This is a genomic window from Mycetocola sp. Y791 (assembly GCF_059445325.1).
Window position 1 is genome coordinate 509,259 of record NZ_JCAIUC010000002.1, and the last position, 16,919, is coordinate 526,177.

Genomic DNA, 16,919 nt, shown 5'->3' on the forward strand with positions numbered 1-16,919 from the left:
TCGTCGGTGGTTGCGCGTGAGGGCGCGAGCGCAGTTAGTCTGCGGGGCCACCCGAAACCGTGTCGCGGTCGGTGTCGCCCTTGTTCGGGTTGTCCGAACCCGAGCCGTCAGGCAGGTTCTCGGCTGGCTGGCTGGGGGACTCCTCCGAGTTCGCGGTGGAGAGGTCGTCGGACTTGGCGTTCTCGTGATCAGTCATGACCCAACGCTAACCGCCCGAAAGCTCCAGTGGAAGGGCGAGACTCCGGCGGGGTTCGAGTGCTATACGGGTTGCGCGGACTCTGACGGCGTGACCGACTCGACCGGTTTGACGGCGCGGCCGGCGATGAACGGCACGCTGACGCCGAGCGTGCCAGGCAGGTCGTAGTGCTCGATCTCCGTCAGGGCGAGGCGGGAGGCGCGGATCCGGGATTCGGTGTCGCGGACAGGGTCGCACCCGCCGGCGGCGAGCTTCATGAACGGGGCGGCGATCCGCTGGGCGGCGCGGCGGAAAGTGCGGGGCGGCGCTCCAACGTGCTCGACGAAAACGAAGGAGCCGCCGGGCTTGAGCACCCGCTCGACCTCGGCGAGCACGCGATCGGTGTCGGCGACCGAGCACAGGACGAGGGTTCCGAGAACGGCGTCGACGCTGGCATCCGGGAGGGGGATGTTCTCGGCCTTCGCGTTCAGGGGCGGGGCACTGTGGCCGTTGCGGTCGGCTTCGTAGGCGAGTTCGTCGAGCCGTTTGGGGTTCGGTTCGAGGCCGACCCAGTCGATCCCGCTCGCGAGAATGTCGAAGTTCTCGCCGTTGCCGGCGCCGATTTCCAGCACGCGGCCGTGAAGCGCGCCGACGAGACGGCGGGTCTGCTCGTCGAGTGCGTCCTGGTCGTGTGCTGTGGTCATGGCCCGCTCAGCCTAATCGCGCGGTGCTGGGTGCGCGCTGGAGTGCGGGCCGGGTGCCCGGTGCCCGACGTCTCGTCGACGGCTACAGTTCCATGCGTGGGCTGCAGATACTTCTGTAGCGCGGGCATGGAACTGCAGCGCTCGGCGATCGGGCGCCCGCGTCGCTGCCCGATCCACCCGTCCGCCGCCCACCCGAACCCGTCCCGCCGCCCACCCAACTCCGTAAACCCAGCCCAACCCGATCCACCCAGGGAGCCGCCCATGACCCGAGTCGCCGCCATCGACTGCGGAACCAACTCGATCCGCCTGCTCATCGCCGATGTTGAGCGGGGGCACCTGACCGACGTGGTCAGGACCCTGGAAATCGTGCGGCTCGGCCAGGGCGTCGACCGGACCGGCCGGTTCGCCACCGACGCCCTCGACCGCACCCTCGCCGTGACCCGGCGCTACGCCGAACTGTGCCGCGAGCACGGGGTTGAGCGGCTGCGATTCGTTGCGACGAGTGCGACCCGGGATGCCGCCAATCGCGACGATTTCCTGGGCCCGGTTCGCGAGATCCTCGGGGTGGAACCCGAGGTCATCGACGGTCGCGAGGAGGCCGAACTGTCGTTCACCGGCGCCCTCAGTGCACTCGCACCGGCCGACCGCGACGAGGGCATGCGTCTCGTCGTCGACCTCGGTGGCGGCTCGACCGAACTGGTCCTCGGCGATTCGCACCCGGTGTCCGCGGTGTCGATGGAGGTCGGGTCCGTGCGGCTCACCGAGCGGCATTCGCCCGGCGACCCCATGTCTGATGCGGAGAGGGACGCGCTCGCCGGCGACGTGCGCTCCGCTCTCGAGCAGGCGGGTCGCGTCGTCGACCTGGCGGCGGCATCCGTGGTTCTCGGTGTTGCGGGAACCGTCACGACGATCACGGCGCACGCGCTTCGCCTGCCCGGCTATGACCCGGTGGCGATCAACGGGACGCGGCTGCCCCTCGATGCCGTGCTCGCCGCGTGTGACGAGCTGGTGCGGATGCCGCGGGAACAACGCGCTGCCCTGCCGTACCTGGTCGAGGGTCGGGTGGATGTTCTTCCGGCTGGCGCGGTGATCTGGGCGGAGGTGCTTCGCAGAGTTCGGGATCTCACGGAAGCCAGCGGGCATCCGCTGACCGATGTGCTCACGAGCGAGCACGACATCCTCGACGGAGTGGCCCTCGCACTGGAGTAGCCGGAGTGGAAGTCGCCCAGCCCGATGTCGGTCGCTGCCGCTAGCCTCAAAGCACCGACCATCGGAGGGTACGTGTTCTTCCTCGACGACTCACTAGTCACCAGCGCCAGCGACCTCACAGCGGCGTCGAAGTGCGAATTCGCGTTCCTCCGCAAGCTCGATGCGAAGCTCGGCCGCGCCGAGAAGGTCGATGAGAAAGCCGACGCCATGCTGGCCCGCACCGGCCGGCTCGGAGACGAACACGAGGCAAGGGTGCTCGATACCTATCGCGCCGAGTTCGGCGACGGAGTCGCGGAGATCAAGCGGCCAGACAAGATGACCCGAGACGCCCTCGAGGCCGCTGTCGCCGCCACAGACCGGGCATTCGCCAGCGAGGCTGACGTCGTCTTCCAGGCCACCTTCTTCGACGGTACCTTCGTGGGGTTTGCCGACTTCATCGTGCGCAGGCCAGACGGCAGGTATCTCGTGCAAGACACCAAGCTGGCCAGGTCCGCGAAGGTCACGGCGCTGCTGCAGCTGGCCGCGTACGTCGAACAGCTCGAGAATCGCGGGGTGGCGGCGGCAGACACCGTCGAGCTCCTGCTGGGCAACGGCACCACGAGCGAGCACAGGGTCAGCGACATCCTGCCGGTGTACCGCAAGCGCAAGCAGCGGCTCGCCCGCATCATCGCCGAGCGCATCGCCGAGACGGATGCCATTGCCTGGGGCGACGCGCGGTACTCCATTTGTGGCCGGTGTGAAACCTGCGAGCTCGAGATCCAGGCCAGCCGCGACGTGCTCCTCGTCGCCGGCATGCGCGTCACCCAGCGTGCGCGACTCGCGAATGCCGGCATCACGACGATCGAACAGCTTGCCGCGTATTCCGGGGCGAGCATCGACGGGATTGGCGACTCCACCCTCGCCGGCCTCAAACTGCAGGCCGACCTTCAGCTGCACGGGCCGTCGAGCCCCGAGGATCACAGCCCGCCACCCGTTCGCGTGTTCCACCCCGAGGCGCTCGCGGCGCTGCCGCAACCGGATGCCGGTGACATTTACTTCGACTTCGAGGGCGACCCGCTGTACACCGAGGGCGACGGTCACTCCTGGGGGCTCGACTACCTGTTCGGCCTCGTCGACAACGACGAGAACTTCACGGCATTCTGGGCCCACAGCTTCGCCGAGGAACGCGTCGCGTTGAGGCAGTTCCTCGACTTTGTCGCCGAGCGCCGTCGGACATTCCCGAATCTGCATATCTACCACTACGCCTCATACGAGCGGACGCATCTTTCGTCGATCGCGGCTCGGCACGGCGTCGGCGAAGAAGAGGTTGACGCGCTGTTGCGGGAGAATGTGCTCGTCGACCTGTACCCCATGGTCAAGAAGAGCATCCGCGTCGGGTCGAGGTCATACTCGATCAAAAAGCTCGAGCCGCTCTACATGGGCGACGAGATCCGCAACCAGGATGGCGTCACCAACGCCGCTGATTCGATCACGGAGTACGCCGACGCACAACACCTGATCGCGACCGGCGACGCCGTAGCGGGTCAGAAGAAGCTCGACGAGATCGCCGACTACAACCGGTACGACTGTGTCTCGACGGTGCGACTGCGTAACTGGCTCATTGAGCGTGCCCGCGAGAACGGCGTCCTTCCCGGAACCCTGCACGAAGCAAAAGACTCGGTTCCTGATGTTGAGCCGTCGCCCCTGCGGTACGCGCTGCTCGGCCTCGCCGGCGACCGGCTTGCCGCGGGGCGCAGCGCAGACGAGACCGCTGCCGCGTTCGCCGCTGCCGCGCTCGACTACCACCAGCGCGAACAAAAGAGCTTCTGGTGGGGGCACTTTGCGCGGCTGGTTCAGGATGTCGGCGATTGGGCAGACACCCGCGATGTCCTCATCGTTGCGCCCGGCGGTGTCAGCGTTGAGAAACCCTGGTTCCGTGAGGGCAGGCAGAAGAACGATCGCCGCTGGTTGAGGCTCACCGGGCAGTGGGGCCCCGGCAGCAGCGTCAAACCCGGCGAATCGGCGGGTCCGTACATCGTTTACGAGTACGAGGGTCGCCCGTTCGACGCCAAGGTCGGCGATCCCGGGGCGCGTGTGCCCAGGGCTGTTCGCGTGCTCGAGGTCGACGACCGCGGCGCGCTCGTCGAAGAGACGACGCCCGCGGGCGTCGAACCGTACGACGCCGTTCCCATCGCTCTGACCCCGGGTGCTCCGCCACCAGCGGGGCAGCAGAAGCCGGCGATCGAAGAGTGGGCGCAGGCCATCGTCGACGCCCAGCCCCAGTGGCCGAAAGACCCGGTCGTCGACATTCTGCGCCGCACAGCTCCCCGCACACGAAGCGGCCGCCTGGCGCCGGTCACGGGTGAGCGTATCGACGCCGTGACGGCGTCCCTGCTCGATCTTGATGCCTCGTACCTTGCTGTCCAGGGTCCGCCTGGCACCGGTAAGACCTACCTCGGCGCGCACGTGATCACCGCGCTCGTGAACGACCACGGCTGGAAGATTGGCGTCGTCGCGCAGTCACACGCGGTTGTGGAGAACCTGCTCACCGCGGTCGTCAAAGCTGGGCTCGGCGGCGGTCTCGTCGGCAAGGTGCAGAAGAGCGGTGCGGATGCCACCGACGTTGCGTACACCCAGCTGGAGTCGAACGGACAGCTGATGTTTGCCGCCGAGCGCGAGGAGAGTGGATTCGTCCTCGGCGGGACGGCCTGGGACTTCAGCAACAAGGCGCGGTTCCCCCGGCACTCGCTCGACCTCCTGGTCATCGATGAAGCCGGTCAGTATTCGCTCGCGTTCACCATCGCCGCGAGTGTCGCGGCACGCAATCTCCTTCTCCTCGGTGACCCGCAGCAACTGCCGCAGGTGAGTCAGGGGCTCCACCCCGAACCCATCGACACCTCCGCACTCGGCTGGGTGAGCGACGGACACGACGTGCTGCCGCCCGAACTCGGGTACTTCCTCGCGGAGTCGAGGCGCATGCACCCCGCCGTCACGGCACCGGTGTCGAGGCTGTCCTACGAGGGAGAACTACGGGCTCACGAGGTCGCCTCGACGCGACGGCTCGAGGGCGTCGAACCCGGACTCCACGTGGAGCGGGGCGAACACACCGGAAACGCCACATACTCACGAGAGGAAGCGAACCGTGTGGTCGAGATTGTCCGCTCCGTCATCGGCCGGGCATGGACGGACCCCACCGAGGCGCGCCCTGCCGGTCCGCTCGAGCAGGCGGACGTCATCGTGGTCTCGCCGTACAACGCACAGGTGGCCGAGGTCCGAGAGGCGCTCGCTGAGGCGGGGTTCGGCGACGTTCGAGTCGGCACCGTCGACAAATTCCAGGGCCAGGAAGCCGCCGTCGCGATCATGACGCTGGCCGCGTCCAGTGCCGCGGATGTGCCGCGGGGGATGGGCTTTCTCATCCTCAAGAACCGGCTCAATGTCGCCATCTCGCGGGCGAAGTGGGCGGCCTGGCTCGTGTACTCGCCCGCCCTCACCGACTACCTCCCCGTCACCGCGAAGGAGGTCGCGGAACTCAGCGCGTTCATCACCCTGGCGGAGTCGGAGCACGAGCTCGGTTCGCAATCAGGATTGGAGCCGCGGGTGGAGTCCGAGATCGCAGTCACGGTCTGAGCCGCAGTCAGGCTCTAAGGCCCAGTCACGCTCTAAGGCCCAGTCACGCTCTAAGGCGCAGTCACGGTCTGAGTCGCAGTCAGGGCCGAACCCGCTACCAGAATCGGATGCCGAATCGGAAGCACGGTCGGCGGCCGAGCGGGAACCGGTGCCGACGCGCGGTTAAAGTCCGGGGCTCGGCGTCAGCGCGACAGAAGCCCGCGGCGCTCCGGGTGATCGGAGAACCAGTCAACAACGAACGAGCAGACCGGAACCACACGGTCGTCTGACCGCGACTCGATGTCCTTCATCGCGAAATCGATGAGTTCGGCCGCGTAGCCATTGCCGCGGCGTGCCGGGGTTGTGTACGTGTGGGTGAAATAGATGGCGCCGGGACGCGTCGAGTAGTCGGCGATGCACACGAGCTCGTCGCCGATCCGCAGTGTGTACCGGTTCGCGTCGGGTTCGTGGGCGAGGGTGGATGGCATCCGTTAAGAGTAATCCCGGAGCCTGACCGCGAGGGCGGGGTGAAGCCACTTTCGGGAGTCGGATGCTGCGAGTAGCGTGTCGGCATGAACGCAACGAACAACGGCAACCACAGCGACAACGGCCTGACGGCATCCGCTTTTCTTGCAACGAGCGTTGACGGTTTCATCGCGCGTGAGGACGGCGGTCTTGACTGGCTGGTCGGTCGTGGTGAAACGCTCGGGGATACCGGGTACGACGACTTCTTTGCCTCGGTCGGTGCGCTGGTGATGGGCCGAGGTACGCACGACGTGGTCAAGGAGTTTGAGGAGTACCCGTACGCGGGCAAGCGGCTCCTCATCCTGAGCACGTCACTTGAGAGCACCGAGTGGCCGGACGCCACGGTGCACCGGTCGCTCGACGATGTGCTCGAGACGCTCGCGCGGGAGGGAATTACGAGAATCTACGTCGATGGGGGTAAGACCGTGTCGACGTTCCTGCGTGCGGGGCTGCTGGATGAGATCACGATCAGCGTTGCGCCGGTACTCATCGGAAGCGGGATCCCGCTGTTCGGTCCGCTCGAGAGCGATGTGGCGCTCGAACTGACCGCGACGCGCGAGCTCGGCGCTGGCTTCACCCAGGCAACTTATCGGGTGCTGCGAGCGGGGGCGTGACCTGGATCGACACCGCGGTGACACGTCGGTAATGACACGGCGAAGGGCCGGTCAGAATCCTGACCGGCCCTTCGCCGTTGAGTGCTGTTGTTGAGTGCTGTTGATCGCTGGAGGATCAGTGCCCGACCGGCATACCCTCGGGCACGTCAGCCGGCTTCTTCACGAAGATCGCTCCGACGATGGCGAGCAGCGAGATGATCGCGCCGACCATGAAAGCCGACTGCACACCGCCCGCCGCAGCCGCGACATCCGATGCTCCGTCGCTCGCGAGAGCTGCCGTCGTTGTCGACATCAGGGTGATGAACAGGGCGGTCCCGGCGGCGCCGGCGACCTGCTGCACGGTGCTGACTGTCGCGGAGGCGTGTGAGTAGAGGTGCGGGTTCACCGAACCGAGCGCTGAGGTGAACAGCGGCGTGAACAGGAACGCGAGCCCGAGGCTCAGCACGAGGTGAGCGCCGAGCAGGTACATGGGGGATGTCGATTCACCGACCATGGCGAGTGCCCACAGTGCGACGCTCACGACGATCGTGCCGGGGATGAGGAGCGGCCTCGGACCGACCCTGTCGTAGAGGCGGCCGACGAACGGTGCGAGGAGTCCCATCAGGAGCCCGCCGGGCAGGAGCATCAGGCCGGTCTCGACCGGTTCGAGTCCGAGGACCTGCTGCATGTAGATGGGCAGCAGGATGATCGTGCCGAACAGCGCGGCCATGCTGACGACCATCACGAGGAGCGAGACGCTGAAGTTCGCTGAGCGGAAGGTGCGCAGGTCGAGCAGCGCGTTGTCGGTGCGCTGCAGGCGCAGCTGTCGCCAGACGAACGAGGCGAGGCCGAGAACGCCGATACCGAGGGCGATCCACATCGGCATTGTCGCCGTGGCCTGCTCCGCCGCTGTGGCGTCTGCGGGGGCGCTTTCGCCAATCCGGCTGAGGCCGTAAATGAGGCCGCCGAAACCGAAGGCCGAGAGGAGCACCGACAACACGTCGAGCGGAACGCGCTCGGGCTCCGACACGTTCTCAACCCGCTTGATGCCGATGACGAGCATGACGAGAGCGATGGGCAGGACGATCCAGAACATCCAGCGCCAGCTCAGGGCGTTGAGGATCATGCCGGACACCGTCGGGCCGATGGCGGGTGCCACCGAAATGACGATGGAGACGCTTCCCATCATGCGGCCGCGCTGTGCAACCGGGATGAGCGTCATGATCGTCGTCATGAGGAGCGGAATCATGATCGCGGTACCCGACGCCTGCACGACGCGTGCGCCGAGCAGTACCTCGAAGTTGGGGGAGAGAGCGGCGAGGAGTGTGCCGACCGAGAAGAGGCTCATCGCTGTGATGAAGATCGGTCGCGTGTGAAAGCGCTGCAGCAGGAACCCGGTGATCGGGATGACGATCGCCATGGTGAGCAGGAACGCCGTCGTGAGCCACTGGGCAGCGCGGGCGTCGATGTCGAGATCGAGCATCAGCTCGTTGATCGCGACGCCCATGATCGTCTCGTTGAGGATCACGACGAAGGTCGCGGCGAGCAGCAACCAGATCACGCGCCGGTTACGGGCGGTGTGGTCAGGAGTGATGGGGGCAGCGGATGACGCTACCGAGCCATCGAGGAGAGGGGCACGTTCGTTCACGAGGGTCCAATCTTGGGGGTCGGGCGCGAGGCTCGACGAGCTTTCAGGACCGTGGGGGCCAGAGTGCGATGCGAACGCCTGATCGACGTCGCCGTAGCCGCAACGACAGGGAACGCCAAGCTATTCCCGACTCGCGGGAATAATTTTCCGTCGACCGAAAACTCCGCGACTACCCGTTGATCTCGACGAGCACCCGGGGCAACTCGTCGAGCAGCTCCCGCGCGAGGAATCCGAGCGGACCCACCTGCACGGCGAGCCGGTCACCGGCGGCGGCATGGGCGTGGGTCGCCCACACCGCAGCTTGCTCGAGCGAAGCGCCCCGGGCGCACAGCCCGACGATCGCGCCGGCGAGGACATCGCCGCTTCCCGAGGTGGCGAGACCGCCGCCTCCGCTTCCCGTGCGCCAGATCCGGCCGTCCGGGTGCGCAATCGCGTCGTAGCAGGTGACAACCGCGCCGTACCGTTGGGAGATCTCCGCGATGTCGGCGGCGAGGTCGTCGCTGAGGTCCCGTTCGAGCAAGCGCGCGGCTTCCTCCTTGTTCGGCGTCAACACGAGCCGACCGGCGAGCGCACTGACGGCGTCGGGAACGCGGGGGAGGACGCCGAGCGCGAACGCGTCGAGCACGACGACGGTCTCGTCGCCCACCAGGGGTGGAAGCGCGTTGAGCATCACCTCGAGCTGGTCAGGATCGTCGAGGCCGGGTCCGACGAGCACAGCGTCAGAGGTTTCGAGATCGTGCTCCGCTGTCGCGATGCCCTCACCGGAGACGGTGCCGTCGGTTTCGGGGAGCGGGACGATTCCGCACTCGGGCACGGCAACCGCGACGGCCGAGGCCACCGAGTCGGCGATCGCGAGGGTTAGTCGCCCCGCGCCGACCCGGAGCGCCGCCATCCCGGAGAGCATCGTCGCACCGGGGGAGCGCCTGGCGCCCCCGACAACGAGCACTGTGCCGCGGCCGTACTTGGACTCCCCGGCGTCGGGCAATGCCCAGTCACGGAGAAGGTTCGGAGTGACCACGACCTCACCAGCCGGCGTGGCGGCATCCGTCGATTCAGATGGGCTGGACATTGCTGTCTCCTCCGTGTCGGGTTACCGGGGCGCCGAGCGCCTCCAGGTGGTCGTCGTGTGAAAACACATCGAGTGTCCATCGCGCGTCGCCCGCTTCTCTCGACAGCAGGGTGACCGAGGCGTTGAGCACGGTGTGGGTCGAGGCGAAGTCGAGGAGTTCCCGCTCGGACCAGCCGAGGCAGACGTAGAGAAACACCATCACGACGGCGTCATGGGCGGCGATGAGCACCGGGCCGCCGTCGCTCGACGAATCGAGGTCGCGCAGGAAGGAACGTACCCGAAGCACGACATCCGTCCACGACTCGCCTCCGGGTGGGCGGTAGTAGAACTTGCCGAGCCAGCGTCGCCGCGCGGCCTCGTCCGGCAGCCGGACGTCGACGCCGTGCGCAGTGAGCGCGTCGAGGATCCCGAGTTCACGGTCCCGCAGCCGCTCGTCGACGAGGATGGGCAGCGGCCGCCCCGACTCCTCGATCGCGATGGCGATGGTCTGCTGCGCGCGAAGGTATGGCGAACTCCACACGGACTGAGGTGTGCCCTCCGCCGCTCGGAGCCACGAACCGAGCGCCTCTGCCTGCTGGATACCGGCATCCGACAGGGGAACATCGGCATCCCGGTGTTCAACCGCTATCGCCTCGAGTCCCGCCCGCTGAGCCTCGGTCGCGATCACGTTCGCCGTGCTCTCGCCGTGCCGCACGAGCCACAGTTGGGTTGCAGTCATGCCGCAAGACTAGGACAGCCACCACCCACAGGCACAAGTAGCGCGGGGGGCTTGATTTCATCAACGGATGCCGCCAGTACGTCGGTGGGAATCCGCGCCACCGGCGTCGCACGCGAGCGATGTCAGTGGCCCGGGTTACCGTGTCGGTATGAGAATCCTGCACACCTCCGACTGGCACATCGGTCGCACGTTCCATGGTCACTCGACCATCGAGAACCTGCGCACCGTGCTTGCGGCGCTCGCCGCAGAGGTGCGCGAACGCTCGGTCGACGTGGTGGTTGTTGCGGGCGACATCTTCGATTCGGCGACCCCGTCAGCCGAGGCATACACCGTGCTTGAAGCCGCCGTTGTCGCGCTGCGTGAGGCCGGGGCATCCGTCGTTCTCACCAGCGGCAACCATGACTCCGCGACCCGCCTCGGCTTCATGTCCCGGTTCTCGGGTCTCGCCGGGGTGCACGTCGTGACACGGCAGGAACAGCACAGCCAGCCGATCACGATCGACGACGGGTTTGGTCCTGTTCACTTCTACGGCATTCCCTACCTCGAGCCGGCGCTGCTGCGGCACCATTACCCCGATGTTCCGCTGAAGAACCACGAGCAGGTCCTCGGTTTCGTCATGGACCGCATCCGCGACGATCTCGCCGAGCGTGGGGGCCGCAGCGTCGTGTTGTCCCACTGCTTCGCTGTGGGGGTCGAGCCGAGCGACGTCGAGCGCGACATCACCTCTGGCGGCATCGACTACGTCCCGCTGAGCGTCTTCGACGGTCCCGACTACGTCGCGCTCGGGCACATTCACGGCAGGTCGACGCTCAGTGCGCGTGTCCGTTACTCGGGTGCGCCGCTGCACTATTCCTTCTCCGAGGCATCGAAGCCGCGGGGCGGCTGGCTCGTCGACCTCGATGCTGATGGCTTGTCCACCGTGGAGTGGGTCGGTCTTCCGGTTCCGCGCTCGCTCTCGGTGATCACCGGTTCCCTCGACGAGATACTCGCCGATGCCGCTCACACAGCGGTCGAAGACCACTGGCTCTCTGTCATTCTCACCGACCAGGTGCGACCGCTCGACGGCATGCGCAAGTTGCAGCGGAGGTTCGGGCACTGCGTGACGCTCGAGCACCGCCCGGCGGTGACCACCGCGGCAACTGAAACCACGTACGCCGATCGCGTGCGAGCCCGCACCGACGCCGAGATCGTCTCGGGGTTCCTCGAGTTCGTGCGCAACGGCATCGGCCCGACCGAACTCGAAACCGACATCCTCAGCTCGGTGCTTAATGAGGTGGCGATCGGCGAGGTGGCGGTTGGCGAGACCGATGAAGCGGCCGCGAAGCCCATGAAGACGAGCGTCTCCCCGACGGATGCCCGTGGCCCGGTTGACGCCCTCGCCGAGGTCGACGCATGAAGATCCAGCAGCTGAGGATCGCCGGTTTCGGTCCATATAAAGACGAGCAGCACATCGATTTCGAGCGGTTCGACGACGACGGCATCTTCCTCATCACCGGCAAGACCGGCGCGGGCAAGTCCAGCCTCCTCGACGCCATCTGCTTCGCGCTGTACAGCAGTGTTCCCCGGTACGACGGTACCCAGTCCAGGCTGCGCAGCGACTACTGCGAGACCGGCGACCCAACTTTCGTCGAGCTGGAATTCACGGTGAACGGTACGAGCTATCGTGTGCGCCGAGCACCGGAATATGACCGGCCGAAGGCCCGCGGCACAGGCACGACCCCGCAGAAGGCGACGGCAGAGCTGTTTCGGCTGACCGGCGGTGTGTGGGAGGGTATCGCCGCCCGTCCGGTCGACGTCGCACACGAACTCGACGCCATCCTCGGCCTCACCAAGGACCAGTTCCTCCAGGTCATCCTGCTCGCTCAGAACCGGTTCCAGCAGTTCCTGCTCGCGAAGAACGACGAGCGCCAGGCCGTGCTCCGAACGCTCTTCGGAACCGAGCGATTCGAACAAATGGAGCTCGCTCTCGTCAGCCGGAGCAAAAACCTCGCTGCCATGCTCGATTCCTCGGCGGGCAGCCTGAGGACCCAGGCGGCCCTCGCCGCCGGACTCGTCCAGGACGACGCACCGAGCGAGCCGGCCCTCGCCTGGTTCGATGAGATCCTCGCCGGTCTCGCCGACGCACACGCGAGTGCTGCTGAGGCCGCGACCGTCGCTGACGCCGAGTTCTCCACGGCCGACGCCGAGCACCGGGGGTTGCAAGACCTCCGCCGTCGCCAGCTCCGACGCGACAGTGCCCTGTCCACGCTCGAGACGTTCGAAGCGCAGACAGGCGCGATTGAGGTCGATCGCGAGGCACTCGAGCGAGCGCGACGGGCGTCATCGGTCTGGGCTCATGTCGCCGCCCGCCGTGGTGCCGAGGCGGCGTACCAGCGTGCGATCGATGCCGAGAAGGAGAAGACCGGGGTGTACCTCGGTCTGCTCGACAATGACGCCGACATCGACGCCGACATCGACGCCGACAGTGCCGCCGACATCGATCCGGACACTCTGGGTTCGGTCATCGACGAACTCGCGCGTTCGCTCGGCACGCTGCAGAGCGTGCTCGGCGAAGAGCGTGCCCTCCCGCGGCTCTCGGCCGAGGTCGAGCGGTGCACACAGGTCCATGCTGCCCGTGCGGCCGACGTCACCGACGCCACCACCCGGGTCGCAGAGCTCCCAACGCAACTCGACGCCGTCGCTGATGAACTCAAGACGGTTCGGGTTACCGCCGCCGGTCTCACTGAGGCGAGGGCCAGGGTCGCGCGGCTCGAGGTGGCCAGGGCTGCGGCCCAGCGCGCGGCAACGCTCGACCGCAAACTCACCGAGGCACGGTTCACCGAGAAAGACGCCAGTGCGGCGCACCTCGCCGCCGCCACTCACCTCGACGAACTCTTCAGTGCTCGACTGAACGGCCACGCGGCCGAGCTCGCCGGTGCACTCGTGGCTGGAGACGCGTGTGCGGTCTGCGGTTCGACGGAGCACCCGAAGCCCGCGTCGTGGGACGGTGCCGAGGTGACCGAGGCTGACATCACTCAAGCGCGAGCTCTCGTCCAGGCCCGCCGCGCCGACCTCGAGACGGCGACGCTTGCCGCTCAGGACCTCGCCACGCGCCTGGCGAGTGAGCAGGCGCGCGCCGAGTCAAAGCCACTCGACGAGATCGACGCCGAGCTGGCCGACGCGACGGTCCTGCTGGTCGACCTCGAAACGGCCGATGAACACGTCGCCGAGCTGGAGGCCAGGCAGGAGGCACTCCGAACCCGGCTCGACACCGCCAGAGAAACCCTGACGGCGCTGCGCGCTGACCTCGACAACGCCGCTCGTGATGTGGTCGAAGCCACCACCCGGTTGAATGACGCAACGTCACTGGTTACCGAGAACCGCGCGGGGTTCGACTCCGTCGCCGAACGCGCCCTGGACCTCGAGCAGCGACTCGATGCCGCGCGTGACCTGCTCGAAGCCACCTCGGTCACCCGAACGCGACAGGACGCCCTCGCTGCCGCCGCCGAAACGCTTGTCGGCCAACTCGCCGAGAACGACTTCGCCGACGAGTCCGCCGTCGATTCTGCGCGCAGAGGCGCAGCCGAAATTGCCGCGCTCGACGTCCGCATCCGTGAGTTCGACAACGCCGTGGCGTCCGCAAGGTCCACCCTCGCCGACCCGGAACTGGCCGACCTGCCGGTCGATCTCGTCGATCTCGCGCCAGCAGCAACTCTCGTCGCCGAGACCAGGGCCATCCGTGACTCAGCACTCCAGACCGCAAGCTCTCTGGCGGAGCGCCTCGACCAGCTCTCCGTGATCGTGCGCCGGGTGCGTGCCGAGCAGGAAGCATCCGCCCAGCTGAGGGAGGAATACGACCGCGTGCGGGCACTCGCGAGTGCCGTACAGGGTAATGAACCCAACACGAAGCGCATGCGCCTCGAGACCTACGTTCTCGCAGCCCAGCTCGAGGAGATCGTGACCGCGGCGAACGCCCGCCTCGCCACCATGACCAGCGGCAGGTACACGCTCCAGCACGACGATTCAGTGCAATACCGCAATACGCGGTCCGGACTCGGGCTTGCCATCCTCGACGAGCACACGGGGCGCGCCCGCCCCACACATTCGCTGTCGGGAGGCGAAACCTTCCTCGCGTCGCTCGCGCTCGCGCTCGGCCTCGCCGAGGTGGTCACGAACCAGGCGGGCGGGATCACCCTCGATACCCTGTTCATCGACGAAGGATTCGGCTCCCTCGACGGCGACACTCTTGAGATCGCCATGTCAACGCTCGACAGCCTGCGATCAGGGGGCCGCACCATCGGTCTCATCAGTCATGTCGACGCGATGAAGGAACAGATCCACGCGAAACTTCGCATCGAGGTCACCGACTCGGGCGCGAGCCGCGTGGCGATGAGCACCGCACCCACTCACCTCGAACTGGCCTGAGCCGGCTTACCTGAGCCGGCTTTCCTGAGCCGGTCGCTCACCCTGACTCAGGATCAGGTACAACCCCGATTGTGCGAGGCCGCCCGCGGTGACAGGCTGTGAGGCATGAACCTCATTCGTCCTCGTCGCGGCCGTGTCATCGCCGGTGTGTGCGCGGCGGTCGCCAATCGTTTCGGAGTATCGGCCACCCTGGTGCGGGTGCTGACCGTGCTGAGCTTCCTGCTTCCCGGCCCACAGATCCTCGCCTACGTCATCCTGTGGATACTCATCCCGAACGAGATCTGACGGTATGGCTCCCCTGCACCAACTGACAGACCCGGTCGCGTACCACGGTGAAGGCCCCGTCTGGTCGACCACCTGGGGTGGCCTCCGCTTCGTCGACATGCTCGCGGGCGACATCCTCTCCGTCGATGCCTCCGGCGGCGTCACACGGATGCACGTCGGCACCGTGGCGGCGTTCGTGCGCCCTCGCACGCGCGGCGGCTATGTCGTCGGCCTCGAGCGCGGCATCGGACTCGCCGACGATGTCGACGCGCCGCCGACGTCGGAGATCGAGCTGTGGACCGACCAGGGAGTGCGCATGAACGAGGGCGGGTGCGCACCAGACGGCAGTCTCTACGCCGGATCGATGGGTTACGACCAGACACCGGGTGCCGCGGCGCTTTACCGCATCGATCCAGCCGGCTCGGTGTCGACGTTTCTGCCGCACGTGACGGTGTCGAACGGTATCGACTTCTCCCCGGACGGCAGCCTCGCGTACTACAACGACACGGCCACCGGCCGAACCGATGTCTTCGACGTCGTCGACAACGTCCTGGTGAACCGCCGGCCGTTCGCCGACGGAGGCGACGGCAGCCCCGACGGGCTCTGCGTCGACTCCGAGGGCAATATCTGGGTCGCGATGAACTCCGTCGGCCGGGTGCGGTTGTATTCACCGGATGCCACGATCCTCACCGAGATCGCGTTGCCGGTTCGCCTTGTCACAGCGTGCACCCTTGGCGGAGAGGACGGTCGCGATCTGTTCATCACCACCTCCAGGGAGAACCTCGACGACCCCGAGCCGGAGGCTGGCGCGGTATTCACCGTCAGGGTGGACGTGGCTGGCAAGCCCGTGCTGCCGTACGCCGGCTGACCCGACCTGACCCGCCACAGAACGAAGGCCCCTGACGGATCGTCGGGGGCCTTCGTCGGTGTTGGGAACGTCTAGCGGCGGAACGCCTTGACGAGAAGTCCGACGGTCGCGAGTACGCCGACGGCCGCGATAGCGATTAGCCTGCCCGGACGCTTTTCGTAGTTCGTCCGCAAGTCTGCGACAGCGGCCTGCGTTGCATCACGGGCGGCATCGATCGCCTCGCGTGAGGCGTCCGCAGCCTGTGACGCCTTGTCAGAGGCCATCGCCGCCGCTTTCGCGAGCCTCTCGGAGACCTGGGCGGCGACCGCCTGGGCCGCCTGCGCCGCCTTCTCGGCAGCTTCGCCAACATCATCGGCCTTTTCGGCGAGAGGCTTCACCGCCTCGGCGCCCCGCTCGACAGCATCGTGGGCGGCGTCCTTCAGCCCCGGTGCGTCGATTGGCGCCTCGTCGACTGCCGTGTGCGCGTGGTCCGCTGCGGCCTCCACGTCTGGTTCGCCGATCGAGGACGGCTCGCCATCGGACTGCCCGTCGGACTCATCCGACTGCTCGTCACCGGACTGGTCGGCGTGGGGCTCTTCGAAAGCGATCGGGGCGTCAGCGTCGGCAGCGCTGTCTGCGTCATCCGACCCGCCATTGTCGTTCGAGTCATTGTCGTTCGAGTCATTGTCGCTCGAGTCGCTGTCGTTCGAGTCGTTGCTGTTCGAGTCGCTGTCGTTCGGCTCGTTGCTGCTTGAGTCGTCCGCCGAAGCGTCGTCGTCTGTGTGGCTGGTGTCGGGGGCATCGGCCAGGTCGGAGTTGGCGAAGACCTCCGCCGGGGTGGGAATTTCGTCTTTTGTGGGCTCACTCATTGTTACCTCCGGGAAAGTGTGTGGTCGGTCAATTCTGGTCGTGTCTGGTCGTGCTGGTTACCGCTTGCGCTGCTTGATCTTCTTCACGAGCGCCTTTTCGGACCTCTTGGCCTTCTTGCCGACGGTTTTGCGGGCTGCCTTGACCTGCGGGTCGTCCCAGAACGAGGTCACGCTCTTGCGAATCTGCTCATAACGCGGCCGGCCAGCCCTGGCACCGAGCACATAGGCGCTGAACGCTATGGCGAGAATGAAGATGAACCTGGGACTCATGTCTAGCTCCTGACAGTCATGGTGGGGACAGCGTCAACC

At 66.8% G+C, this 16,919-nt stretch carries 15 protein-coding genes; 7 read left to right on the forward strand and 8 right to left on the reverse strand.

All coding sequences use genetic code 11. From position 1 onward, the window contains the following. Window positions 1-34: 34 nt before the first annotated feature. Window positions 35-196 carry a hypothetical protein gene (locus AC1C2N_RS07300; RefSeq protein ID WP_483406238.1) on the reverse strand — a complete coding sequence of 54 codons (162 nt, stop codon included), beginning with the start codon at window positions 194-196 and terminating at the stop codon, window positions 35-37. 62 nt (window positions 197-258) lie between these two features. Then, a complete protein-coding gene (locus AC1C2N_RS07305; RefSeq protein ID WP_495433483.1) occupies window positions 259-879 on the reverse strand; it encodes a class I SAM-dependent methyltransferase in 621 nt (206 codons plus the stop codon). A 261-nt stretch (window positions 880-1,140) separates the two neighbouring features. Between AC1C2N_RS07305 and AC1C2N_RS07310 the strand changes: the two genes are divergently transcribed. Both AC1C2N_RS07310 and AC1C2N_RS07315 read left to right on the forward strand, forming a co-directional pair. Beyond that, window positions 1,141-2,088, forward strand: coding sequence for a Ppx/GppA phosphatase family protein (locus tag AC1C2N_RS07310; protein WP_495433484.1), 948 nt, complete (start codon window positions 1,141-1,143; stop codon window positions 2,086-2,088). Window positions 2,089-2,112: 24 nt separating this feature from the next. Next, window positions 2,113-5,694, forward strand: a complete 3,582-nt coding sequence (locus tag AC1C2N_RS07315) for a TM0106 family RecB-like putative nuclease (protein ID WP_495433485.1) — start codon at window positions 2,113-2,115, stop codon at window positions 5,692-5,694. 182 nt (window positions 5,695-5,876) lie between these two features. Here the strand turns inward: AC1C2N_RS07315 and AC1C2N_RS07320 are convergent, their stop codons facing one another. Beyond that, window positions 5,877-6,161, reverse strand: coding sequence for a GNAT family N-acetyltransferase (locus AC1C2N_RS07320; protein ID WP_495433486.1), 285 nt, complete (start codon window positions 6,159-6,161; stop codon window positions 5,877-5,879). A gap of 84 nt (window positions 6,162-6,245) precedes the next feature. Here AC1C2N_RS07320 and AC1C2N_RS07325 point away from each other — a divergent pair, with 84 nt between their 5' ends. Further along, the gene (locus AC1C2N_RS07325) at window positions 6,246-6,812 is read left to right on the forward strand and encodes a dihydrofolate reductase family protein (RefSeq protein ID WP_495433487.1); all 567 of its coding nucleotides are present in this window, start codon (window positions 6,246-6,248) and stop codon (window positions 6,810-6,812) included. 115 nt (window positions 6,813-6,927) lie between these two features. On the opposite strand, the gene AC1C2N_RS07330 is transcribed toward AC1C2N_RS07325, so the two are convergent. The 3 genes from AC1C2N_RS07330 to AC1C2N_RS07340 form a co-directional block, all read right to left on the reverse strand. Further along, window positions 6,928-8,439: a DHA2 family efflux MFS transporter permease subunit gene (locus tag AC1C2N_RS07330; RefSeq protein ID WP_495433488.1), complete on the reverse strand. Its 1,512-nt coding sequence runs from the start codon at window positions 8,437-8,439 to the stop codon at window positions 6,928-6,930. Between the two features lie 169 nt (window positions 8,440-8,608). After that, window positions 8,609-9,508, reverse strand: coding sequence for an NAD(P)H-hydrate dehydratase (locus AC1C2N_RS07335; protein WP_495433489.1), 900 nt, complete (start codon window positions 9,506-9,508; stop codon window positions 8,609-8,611). Beyond that, window positions 9,492-10,226, reverse strand: coding sequence for a histidine phosphatase family protein (locus tag AC1C2N_RS07340; RefSeq protein WP_483406230.1), 735 nt, complete (start codon window positions 10,224-10,226; stop codon window positions 9,492-9,494). Before AC1C2N_RS07340 ends, AC1C2N_RS07335 begins: the two co-directional genes overlap by 17 nt. 148 nt (window positions 10,227-10,374) lie before the next feature. On the opposite strand from AC1C2N_RS07340, the gene AC1C2N_RS07345 reads away from it, so the two are divergent. The 4 genes from AC1C2N_RS07345 (at window position 10,375) to AC1C2N_RS07360 (ending at window position 15,762) form a co-directional block, all read left to right on the forward strand. Then, complete coding sequence (locus AC1C2N_RS07345; protein WP_483406229.1) at window positions 10,375-11,622, forward strand: exonuclease SbcCD subunit D; 1,248 nt, start codon at window positions 10,375-10,377, stop codon at window positions 11,620-11,622. Next, entirely contained in the window at window positions 11,619-14,630 is a 3,012-nt protein-coding gene (locus AC1C2N_RS07350; protein ID WP_495433491.1) for an AAA family ATPase, read from the forward strand. The genes AC1C2N_RS07345 and AC1C2N_RS07350 overlap by 4 nt, the downstream gene beginning before the upstream one ends. Before the next feature lie 105 nt (window positions 14,631-14,735). Next, complete coding sequence (locus AC1C2N_RS07355) at window positions 14,736-14,915, forward strand: PspC domain-containing protein (RefSeq protein WP_483406227.1); 180 nt, start codon at window positions 14,736-14,738, stop codon at window positions 14,913-14,915. A gap of 4 nt (window positions 14,916-14,919) precedes the next feature. Then, window positions 14,920-15,762: an SMP-30/gluconolactonase/LRE family protein gene (locus AC1C2N_RS07360; RefSeq protein WP_495433492.1), complete on the forward strand. Its 843-nt coding sequence runs from the start codon at window positions 14,920-14,922 to the stop codon at window positions 15,760-15,762. Between the two features lie 71 nt (window positions 15,763-15,833). On the opposite strand, the gene AC1C2N_RS07365 is transcribed toward AC1C2N_RS07360, so the two are convergent. Beyond that, on the reverse strand, window positions 15,834-16,610 hold the full coding sequence (locus tag AC1C2N_RS07365) for a hypothetical protein (RefSeq protein ID WP_483406225.1): 777 nt from the start codon (window positions 16,608-16,610) through the stop codon (window positions 15,834-15,836). A gap of 57 nt (window positions 16,611-16,667) precedes the next feature. Next, a complete protein-coding gene (locus AC1C2N_RS07370; protein WP_483406224.1) occupies window positions 16,668-16,880 on the reverse strand; it encodes a hypothetical protein in 213 nt (70 codons plus the stop codon). Window positions 16,881-16,919 lie beyond the last annotated feature (39 nt).

Bases quoted from the DNA above. Each gene is read 5' to 3' on its own strand.
- AC1C2N_RS07355 (WP_483406227.1), top strand. From the start codon at position 14,736: ATGAACCTCATTCGTCCTCGTCGCGGCCGTGTCATCGCCGGTGTGTGC.
- AC1C2N_RS07345 (WP_483406229.1), top strand. From the start codon at position 10,375: ATGAGAATCCTGCACACCTCCGACTGGCACATCGGTCGCACGTTCCAT.
- AC1C2N_RS07365 (WP_483406225.1), bottom strand. From the start codon at position 16,610: ATGAGTGAGCCCACAAAAGACGAAATTCCCACCCCGGCGGAGGTCTTC.
- AC1C2N_RS07340 (WP_483406230.1), bottom strand. From the start codon at position 10,226: ATGACTGCAACCCAACTGTGGCTCGTGCGGCACGGCGAGAGCACGGCG.
- AC1C2N_RS07370 (WP_483406224.1), bottom strand. From the start codon at position 16,880: ATGAGTCCCAGGTTCATCTTCATTCTCGCCATAGCGTTCAGCGCCTAT.
- AC1C2N_RS07310 (WP_495433484.1), top strand. From the start codon at position 1,141: ATGACCCGAGTCGCCGCCATCGACTGCGGAACCAACTCGATCCGCCTG.
- AC1C2N_RS07300 (WP_483406238.1), bottom strand. From the start codon at position 196: ATGACTGATCACGAGAACGCCAAGTCCGACGACCTCTCCACCGCGAAC.
- AC1C2N_RS07305 (WP_495433483.1), bottom strand. From the start codon at position 879: ATGACCACAGCACACGACCAGGACGCACTCGACGAGCAGACCCGCCGT.
- AC1C2N_RS07350 (WP_495433491.1), top strand. From the start codon at position 11,619: ATGAAGATCCAGCAGCTGAGGATCGCCGGTTTCGGTCCATATAAAGAC.
- AC1C2N_RS07315 (WP_495433485.1), top strand. From the start codon at position 2,113: ATGTCGGTCGCTGCCGCTAGCCTCAAAGCACCGACCATCGGAGGGTAC.
- AC1C2N_RS07335 (WP_495433489.1), bottom strand. From the start codon at position 9,508: ATGTCCAGCCCATCTGAATCGACGGATGCCGCCACGCCGGCTGGTGAG.
- AC1C2N_RS07320 (WP_495433486.1), bottom strand. From the start codon at position 6,161: ATGCCATCCACCCTCGCCCACGAACCCGACGCGAACCGGTACACACTG.
- AC1C2N_RS07360 (WP_495433492.1), top strand. From the start codon at position 14,920: ATGGCTCCCCTGCACCAACTGACAGACCCGGTCGCGTACCACGGTGAA.
- AC1C2N_RS07325 (WP_495433487.1), top strand. From the start codon at position 6,246: ATGAACGCAACGAACAACGGCAACCACAGCGACAACGGCCTGACGGCA.